Source organism: Protofrankia sp. BMG5.30, from assembly GCF_001983005.1.
Classification (GTDB): domain Bacteria; phylum Actinomycetota; class Actinomycetes; order Frankiales; family Frankiaceae; genus Protofrankia; species Protofrankia coriariae.
In genome coordinates this window covers 21,485-29,569 of sequence record NZ_MOME01000057.1, presented here as the reverse complement: position 1 = coordinate 29,569, position 8,085 = coordinate 21,485, and the positions used below count along the sequence as shown (strand labels likewise).

The window sequence follows — 8,085 nt, the reverse complement described above, 5'->3', positions numbered from 1 at the left end:
GGTCACGAGACGTGCCTTTAGCCGCTCGTTCTCCCGCCGCAGCTTCTCCACCTCGATCTGCTCCGCCGATTTCCCCGGCTTCTTCTCCGCAGGACCGCGGGCCGCAACGCCCGATCCCCCGAGAGCACCCGCATCACGGGCACGGGTCCACTCCACCACATGCGACGAGAACAATCCCTCCCGGCGCAGGATCGCACCTTTCTCCCCGTGCGGGGCGTTCTCGTACTCGGCGACGATCCGCAGCTTGTACGCCGTGCTGAACACCCGCCGCGACGGACGCGGCGCCGGGTCACGCGGTGAGGACCGGCCAGGACGCTCCTGGGACTCTGACTCCACGAACACGAGGATCTCCGATCACGCCCTCTGTAGMCAACCCGCACCCAGCGGATGTCTCACCCGAGACTGACACAGAGGGGACAGCCCGTGGGAGCGCCGCCACCTGCTCTTCCGCGACTGGCTACGGCACGACACGGCCGACCGCGCCGCCTACCAGGCCCTCAAGCAGGAACTCGCCGCCCGCGACTGGCCGGACATGAACGCCTACGCCGATGCCAAGTCGCCGCTCATCGCCGACATCATGAGCAGGGCGCGGACATGGGCCGTCACGGCGGGATGGTCGCTGCCGGCCCGCTGATCACGACGGCTGGCATCAGTCCTTTCTGGGCCAGTCGTCCTTCACCGGCCGGTCGCGGTGACGGCCCTCGTCAGACGGTGAGGGAGTCCAGCAGCGTGTCGATCTGACCCACGGCCGCGGAGATGCCCTCGACCATGCCCATGGACACCAACTGCTCCATCGCCGCAAGCGTGGGGAAGACGCTCTCGATCGTCATCACGGTGGCGGCCTCGCCGTCCGCGGTGAGCTGTACGCGGACGGCCGTGACGGGCATGTCGGGGTTGGGGCGGCCGGAGTCGTCGGCGAAGCCGTCCTCGAACTCCAGCCGGTGCGGGGCGTCGACGGACAGGACGCGCCACCAGCCGTGGTACTTCTCGCCCTCCGGCCCGGTCATGAAGTAGGTGACCGTACCGCCGGGTGCCAGGTCATGGTCGACGACGGTCGCGGGGTAGGTCGGCGGACCCCACCAGCGCTCGAGCTGACGAGGGTCCTGCCAGACCTGCCACACCCGCGGCGGCGGCGCGTCGAACCGCGCGGTGAGCGTCAGCGTGAGGGCTTCAGGGTTCTTCTTGATGTCGATCACTGGCATGTGCGTGCTCCCCACTGTTTTCGCTGTTTTCGCTGTTTCCGGGGCCGGGGCCGGGGCCGGGGCCGGGGCCGGGGCCGGGGCCGGGATCGGGATCGGTGAGGATCGCGTCGATCCGGTCGATACGCCCCCGCCATACGTCCGCCAGTTGGTCCAKCAGCCGRCGGGCCTCGCGCAGGGCGTCCGCGTTGCCTCGTACCCGCTGCTCCCGGCCCTGTCGCTGCTTGGTGACCAGCCCGGCGCGCTCCAGCACCGCCACGTGTTTCTGGACGGCCGCGAAACTCATCGGGAACCGCCGGGCGAGCTGAGAGACCGACTGCTCACCGGTCAGGGTGAGGGTCACGATCTCACGCCGCGTCGCGTCAGCCAGGGCATGGAAGAGGCGATTGGCGCGTTCGGCGGACTCCTGATGTACAACCATCGGGTTGTACGTTAGCCGTTGCCGCCGGGCTGGGCAAGGCGTCGGACAGGACGATGTGTCGGCCAGGCCGCGGCCGGCGCCGAGTCCGTCCCCGGCCGTGCGGGCGCATGATCACGATTGCGGCGGTCGGGCGGTCCGCGGCCGGGGCGACCCGGCGGGACCGGTGGGACCGGTGGGATCGGCCTGGCGGTGACCGCGGCCGGGGGACGTCAGCCGGGCAGGTTCGTCGAGATGTCTTTCGCGGGAGCCGGGGCCGGGACGCCAGCGGTCGTCACCGGCGCGTCCCAGTCGATGTGATGCTGGTGCATCCAGGCGAGTGACCCGGCGCCGCTGCCGGCGGCGTGCCTGAGCACCAGCGGCAGCACGAGGCCGCGGGCCAGCCGGCCGACCGGCCCGACCGAGCGCAGCCGGCTGGACTTCCGGCCCTCGGCGACGACCCGCTCCACCCGGGGCCGGCGCAGCGCCTCGAACCGGGCGAACGCCCGTGGCACCGGCAGGTCGCGCAGGCACTGTCCGAGTATGACCGCGTCCTCGATCGCCATCGACGCACCCTGGCCGGACGAGGGTGAGGTGGCGTGCGCGGCGTCGCCGATCAGTATGCTCCGGTCGTCGTGCCAGACCGGGACGGTGGGCAGGTCGTACGTTGTCCAGCCGGTCAGCGGCCCGGGGGTGGCGGCGATCAGATCCATGATGGGGGACCGGTCGAGCCCGTAGAGCTGGCGCAGCGAGTCCCGCCACTGCGCGTCGCTGATCCGCCCCAGTTCGCCGTCGGCCGGTTCGTCCCGCCGCGGCGGGTTGGCGAACCACCACGTCTGCCCGGTGGGGGTGACGAGGCGGCCGGAGAACGCCCGCCTGCCGAACGTCATCGTCAGCACGCCGGGGCGGTCACCTGGCGGTGTGACGTTGGCGTAGCCGCCGACATTCAGTATCGGGACGTAGCGTGCCCGCGGGCCGGACGGGTTCAGCGACTCCCGCACCCGGGAGTGGATGCCGTCGCAGCCGACGAGCAGGTCGCCCGTTGCCGTGCCGCCGTCGGCGAAGGTGGCGACGACCCCGTCGGCGCCGCTGGCCACGCTCGCCAGGCGCCGGCCGTGCCGGATCTCGATGCCCCTGCGGGATGTCTCGTCCCGCAGGGCGCGGTGCAGGTCGGAGCGCTTTATCGACACCCCCGTGCTCCCGCCCGGCAGCGGCCGGCCGGTCGGGATCTCGCCGAGCACCCGGCCGGTGCTGGTCCGGAAGGCGATCGACGGTGTCGGGACGGCAAGCTCGCGGACGATACGGTCGGCGCCGATCGCCCGCAGCGCGTCCAGGCCGTTGGTCTGCAGGCCGATCCACGAACCGACCTCCGCGGTCGGAGCCGGGTACGCCTCGTGCACCAGGACGTCGATCCCGGCTCGCTGCAGGGCCATCGCGGCGACCGGGCCGGCGATCCCGGCACCGATGATCAGCGCTGTGGGCATGATTGCCTTGCTCCCCCCGGAACTGTTCATCGCTGGTGAGATCTTCGGTACTCACAGCGTTCAACGCCACGAGTGTAGAGGCTAGAGGTGTCTGTCTGACAGCGGTGAGTGACGAAAACGTTGGCGGACGTTGGTGGACGTGCGCGAACGACGGATGCCTGTGCGGCCGATGCTGGCGGACATCTGCGGATGCGCTGCCGCTGCCTCTCAATCCGCGGGTTCGGGGGTCAGGCCCCTGGCGGCGCAGGGTGCRCTCGGCGTCTACCGTCCCAGCGCTGTCACTGACGGTGTGCGGGGCCGGTCCGCGAGCCGGAATGGCGCCTGCCCGCAGTGGTTGGGCTCCCGGCGCGGGCAGCGGCACCGGCCGGCCAGGGGCTCGTCCAGATCCGCCTCGCGCCGGTGGTCGAGACCGGCCAGCAGCCCGGCACGCGGGATCGAGGACCTGCCCACTCCGGAGGACCCCATGAGCAGCACCGGACGATGATCGCTCCTGCTCCTGCTCCTGCTCCTGCTCCAGCTCCCGGTGGTCCCGTTTGGTGCCGGATACTCTCGGGACGTCCTCTTGACGCCGGATCGGGCGGAGTTATGGCACAAACAGTGACAGTGTCCCCGCGACGGACCGGGGCGTATCCGACAATCCAGGATGCTTTGGAGATCGCGACGGACGGTGCTGTGATCTCCATCGAGCCCGGTGTCTACCTCGAAGCCCTTCGGCTGCGGGGGCGGCGGCTGACCCTGACGGCGGCGGCCGACCCGGGTTCGGTGACGATCGACGCGACGGCCGCGGATGGCTCCGCGGTAGCCTGCGACAGCGCGGAGGTGACGCTTCGCGGGCTGGTTCTGGCGGCCGGCGACTATCCGGCGGTGGCCGCGGCCGGCGGCCGACTCCAGATCGATACATGTCAGGTCAGCGCCGGGCACGCGGCCGGGGTCAGCGTGAGCGACGGTGCCCGCGTCCAAGCCTCTGACGTCAAGGTCGTTCAGGGGCAGTACGGCATCGTCATCGAGGACGCCGGCGGCATCCTGGACAAGTGCGAGGTGCGCAATATCGCGGACGACGGGATCATCGTGCGCCTCGGCGCGGACCCGACCATCCGCAACTGCACGATCGAGGGCTGCGGCTTCCGCGGGATCTACGTGTACCAGGCGGCGCGGCCGACGATCGAGCGGTGTGACATCTCCGGGACCGGGGACGTGGGCATCTCGGTCGCGCACCAGAGTTCGCCGACCATCACCAACAGCTGGGTGCACGACACCCACGGTGTCGGCATCATGTTCGGCCGCGGGTGCGGCGGCCTCGTTGAAGGCACCCGGGTCGAGGACACGGCCGTGCCCGGCATCCACGTGGATGAGGGCGCCACGCCGGTCATCCGTGAGGCCGACGACACCGCGCACAGACCCAAGGTCGGCGTCAGCGCCATCGAGGGAGCAACCGGCCAGGACGCGGAGAAGGTCGACAAGCTGCTCGCCGAACTGGACTCGATGATCGGGCTGGGAGGGGTCAAGGCCGAGGTGCGGGCACTGATCGACGAGATCCAGGTCAACGAGTGGCGGCGTGACGCCGGCCTGGCCGTCGGCGCGGTCAGCAACCACCTCGTCTTCACCGGTGCCCCGGGCACCGGCAAGACCACGGTCGCCCGGCTCTACGGCCAGCTGCTCAAGGCACTGGGGGTGTTGCCCAACGGCAAGTTCAAGGAGGTTGCCCGGCGGGACCTGGTCGGCCAGTACATCGGTCACACCGCCGAGAAGACCACGTCGGTTTTTGAGGAGGCCATGGGCGGCGTCCTCTTCATCGACGAGGCATACACCCTGTCGCGCTCCAGCGGCGCCAGCGCCGACTTCGGTCAGGAGGCCATCGACACGCTCGTCAAGCTCATGGAGGACCACCGTGACCGGGCGGCCGTAATCGTGGCTGGCTACACCGCCGAAATGGCGGACTTCCTGGACGCCAACGCCGGTCTCGCCTCCCGGTTCGCCAAGACACTGGAGTTCGAGAACTACTCGCCGCAGGAACTGGTGCTCATCGCCGACCGCATCGCACGGAACGACGACTACCTGCTCGCATCAGGCGTCGACGACGCTCTCTTCGAGTGGTTCAGCCAGATTGAACGCGACCAGAACTTCGGCAACGCGCGCGAGGCGCGCAAACTGCTGGAGGGCATGCGCAAGGCGCAGTCCGGCCGGTTGCGGGCACTGGGCCGGGTGCCCGGCCGCGACGACCTCCGTACGCTCGTGCTCGACGACCTGCTCGCCGCGACGCGATGAGCCCGATCGGAGGTTGCGCAGGATAAAGGTCAGCCCGAAGGCCGACTACCCGGTCAAGGTGGTCCACGAGCCGCCGGAGCACGAACCGCCTGTCGCGGACCTCTACGAAGGCGTCTTCACCGTGCTCCTCAACTACGTTGTGAACGTCACTTTCGTGCCGGACGTCAGCGCCGCCGCACCACCGTGGGATGATCATCTGTTGCCGGCCGATTTCGATGTGATCGCCTCCGGGGTGCAGACGAGACTCGTCAGCGCCATCCTCGGGTCGTACGTCGTGACCCCTAACGAGACACGCGCCGACGGCGAGGAGCGTTTCGAGTGGGGGCAGAACAGTGAATTCGGCTCGACCAGCGGCGTGGTGTTCTACGTCACGCCCAGCGACTTCGCGCGGTACGCCGTCGACCTCGTCCGGCTCTCCGAGATGAACGAAGACGACTTCTATGCCAGGAAGACCGTGTCCACCCTGCGCGGATACGACGTCGTCGGCTTCGTCGAACGGCGGGTGCTGGCGTCACCGTGGCTGCTGCCGCGGGACGCCGTCATGCTCGGCCTGGCGTCCGGGGCCGGCTAGCGACTCAGGGATCTGGGCCGCCGGCGGGATCTGGGCCGCCGGCGGCACGAAGAACATGATCGCGCTTCCTTTGGCCCTCCAGCCGGCCCCGGACGCGGGTGGCCCGCCGAGGCTAGCCGCCCCGGCCGAGGGCCGAGGGCGGCTCCGCGCGGTACGACCTGTCCTCGGGTTTCTTGGTCACCACGCTGCCACCCGGAGTGTCCACGCTGAACGCCTCATCGTCGGTGACGATCCGCTGATCCTCGTCCGCATGCGCGTCCTGCCCCTGTGCCGGGGCCATGCCGACGGGCCTGGCCCGACGCGCGGTCAGCTCCGACGCGACCGCGGACCCCGGGCGGGATCTGACCGCCGGCGTAGTGGCGGTGCGGCCGCGCAGCCTGGTCTCCTCCAGCCCGGACACGGCCGCGCCGGTGGGTGGCGACACAGGCGCGTCGAGGACAGGCGCGGACGCGTCCGCGCGCGCATCCTGCGCACCGGCCCACTCGGAGCCCGGTGCGGGTCTGCCGGGCTGACCCGGTAGCCCCGGCCGCGCGGGCGCGTCCCGTCCCGGCCTGTTCGGCCTGGTCGGCGCGGGTGGCGGCGCGTGCGTCGGACTGGTGCCCGGGCTGTTCAACACCGGCGGCGCCGCACCGGCGGGCCGCGGCGGAGCCGGGGTACCGGGCCGGGCCCGCGCCGTCGGGTGCGGTTCCCCGCGGCTGCCCGGTCGGCGCTGCCCGGCGGGGCGCTGGTTGTTCAGCACCGGCGGGGCCGTGCCCGCCGGTGTACCGCTGAACGGTTCCTCGAGGGGGCCCTTGACGCCCGGCCCCTGCGGTTCCCGCCTCGAGGCACCTGGCGGCTGCTTCTCCCGCGGCCCCCGGCCCCCTGTTGGCGGCGGCGCGGCTGCCGGGGAACGCAGCGCACCCGGCGTCGCCCCGGCGGTCGGTGTCCCGGAGCCCCTGGCCTGGATCAGGCCGCTGTTCAGGCCGCTGGCGTTGATCTTGGTGCCGGTGCTCAGCCTGCTGAGGGCGGACGGTGACCGCAGGGCCGCGTTCGCCGCGTTCGGCGCTGCCTTCGCCACCGCGGGCGCGGCAGCGGCGGCGGGCAGCCCGGGTGGCGGCGTCACGGCGGGCGCCCCCGCCGGCCGTGACGCCCGGTTGGCCGCCGGCGGGGGCGCGACCAGAGCTGCCGGCAGCGCCACCGGACTGAACACCGGGTTGGCTGCCGGCGGAGGTGCGACATCCGGTTGCGAGTTGAGCTGGCCGGTCGGCACGGGAACCTGCCCCGGGGCTACCGGCGGGGTCACGTCGGCCGGCTGGAACGGTGGGGCGCCCGGCGTCGGGAGCGGCGGGTTGGACAGCGCGTTCGGTGGGGTGATGGTGGGTGCGGCACCCGGCCCGCCCGCCGGCCCGCCGAGCGAGGACGGGCCGGCGCCGATCGTGGGGAACGGCGGGTGGCCCACCGTGTTCAACACGGCGTTCATCGGCCTGAACAGCGCCCCGTGCCCGCCGCCCAGCGTCGAGAACGTCTCGCCGTACTGGTTGCCGACGTTGAAGGCGAGCTCCTGGGCCAGCTTGTTGAACTCCTGCTGCTTCTTCCGGACGGCTTCCTGCTCCGATTTCTGGACGCCCGCCTCGCCGTCGTAAAATCCCAGCGACGCCCCGGTCAGGAAGCCCTGCCCGAATCTCGTCCAACCATCCGCGTTCGAGGCGTCCTCGATCTCGGACTGGTACCGGTTCCAGAGGTTCTCCATGTCCGCGCGCGACCGCTGGGCGATGTCCACCAGCGCGCGCAGACCGTTGACGTTGTCCAGTGCGGCGTCCATCCAGTCCTGGAGGTACGCGAGTGCCTCGCCCGGGCCCTTCTCCATGAAGGCGTCCCGGGCCCGCGCGGACCGCCAGGCCTGCTCGTAGAGGATGTTGCTCTGGTCGAGCAGCTGCTGCCTGATGCTGGACAGCAGGTTGTACGCGTTCTGCCACTGGTCGGCCAGCGCCGAGATGTCCTCCGGGTGCTGGTTCATGATTCGGCGGCGGATGACCTCGATCGGCTCCCCGTCGCTGCCGTCGCCGCTCGCCGCCGGGGTGAACTCGACGGTGCCGTAGTCGGGCTCCTCATACCACATCCCGCTGCCGTTCGGCCCRCCGCCGCGGTAGACGGGGAGGTTCCTCCAGCCACCCTCCGCCATGCCAGGTC

The 8,085-nt window shown here is 71.2% G+C and carries 7 protein-coding genes and 2 pseudogenes; 3 read left to right on the top strand and 6 right to left on the bottom strand.

Annotation, left to right across the window (positions count from 1 at the left end; genetic code table 11):
• Window positions 1-342, bottom strand: a pseudogene (locus BL254_RS29680) (hypothetical protein); the annotation flags it as partial.
• 85 nt (window positions 343-427) lie between these two features.
• Between BL254_RS29680 and BL254_RS22725 the strand changes: the two are divergent.
• Window positions 428-634: pseudogene (locus tag BL254_RS22725) on the top strand (GrpB family protein); the annotation flags it as partial.
• Window positions 635-704: 70 nt separating this feature from the next.
• Here BL254_RS22725 and BL254_RS22720 read toward each other — a convergent pair.
• From BL254_RS22720 to BL254_RS22705, 4 genes are all read right to left on the bottom strand, one after another.
• The gene (locus tag BL254_RS22720) at window positions 705-1,202 is read right to left on the bottom strand and encodes an SRPBCC domain-containing protein (protein ID WP_047224998.1); all 498 of its coding nucleotides are present in this window, start codon (window positions 1,200-1,202) and stop codon (window positions 705-707) included.
• Window positions 1,171-1,620: a helix-turn-helix transcriptional regulator gene (locus BL254_RS22715; RefSeq protein WP_076845063.1), complete on the bottom strand. Its 450-nt coding sequence runs from the start codon at window positions 1,618-1,620 to the stop codon at window positions 1,171-1,173. The genes BL254_RS22720 and BL254_RS22715 overlap by 32 nt, the downstream gene beginning before the upstream one ends.
• Before the next feature lie 209 nt (window positions 1,621-1,829).
• Window positions 1,830-3,080 carry an NAD(P)/FAD-dependent oxidoreductase gene (locus BL254_RS22710; RefSeq protein ID WP_047225000.1) on the bottom strand — a complete coding sequence of 417 codons (1,251 nt, stop codon included), beginning with the start codon at window positions 3,078-3,080 and terminating at the stop codon, window positions 1,830-1,832.
• A gap of 261 nt (window positions 3,081-3,341) precedes the next feature.
• Window positions 3,342-3,554, bottom strand: coding sequence for a hypothetical protein (locus tag BL254_RS22705; RefSeq protein ID WP_047225001.1), 213 nt, complete (start codon window positions 3,552-3,554; stop codon window positions 3,342-3,344).
• Window positions 3,555-3,665: 111 nt separating this feature from the next.
• On the opposite strand from BL254_RS22705, the gene BL254_RS22700 reads away from it, so the two are divergent.
• Window positions 3,666-5,345, top strand: coding sequence for a right-handed parallel beta-helix repeat-containing protein (locus BL254_RS22700; RefSeq protein ID WP_047225002.1), 1,680 nt, complete (start codon window positions 3,666-3,668; stop codon window positions 5,343-5,345).
• 13 nt (window positions 5,346-5,358) lie between these two features.
• The gene (locus tag BL254_RS22695) at window positions 5,359-5,916 is read left to right on the top strand and encodes a hypothetical protein (protein ID WP_047225003.1); all 558 of its coding nucleotides are present in this window, start codon (window positions 5,359-5,361) and stop codon (window positions 5,914-5,916) included.
• Window positions 5,917-6,028: 112 nt separating this feature from the next.
• On the opposite strand, the gene BL254_RS22690 is transcribed toward BL254_RS22695, so the two are convergent.
• The gene (locus BL254_RS22690; RefSeq protein ID WP_076845058.1) at window positions 6,029-8,077 is read right to left on the bottom strand and encodes a hypothetical protein; all 2,049 of its coding nucleotides are present in this window, start codon (window positions 8,075-8,077) and stop codon (window positions 6,029-6,031) included.
• Between the last annotated feature and the right edge of the window lie 8 nt (window positions 8,078-8,085).

Coding starts and splice junctions, on each gene's coding strand:
- BL254_RS22720 (WP_047224998.1), bottom strand. CDS start 1,202: ATGCCAGTGATCGACATCAAGAAGAACCCTGAAGCCCTCACGCTGACG.
- BL254_RS22710 (WP_047225000.1), bottom strand. CDS start 3,080: ATGCCCACAGCGCTGATCATCGGTGCCGGGATCGCCGGCCCGGTCGCC.
- BL254_RS22700 (WP_047225002.1), top strand. CDS start 3,666: ATGGCACAAACAGTGACAGTGTCCCCGCGACGGACCGGGGCGTATCCG.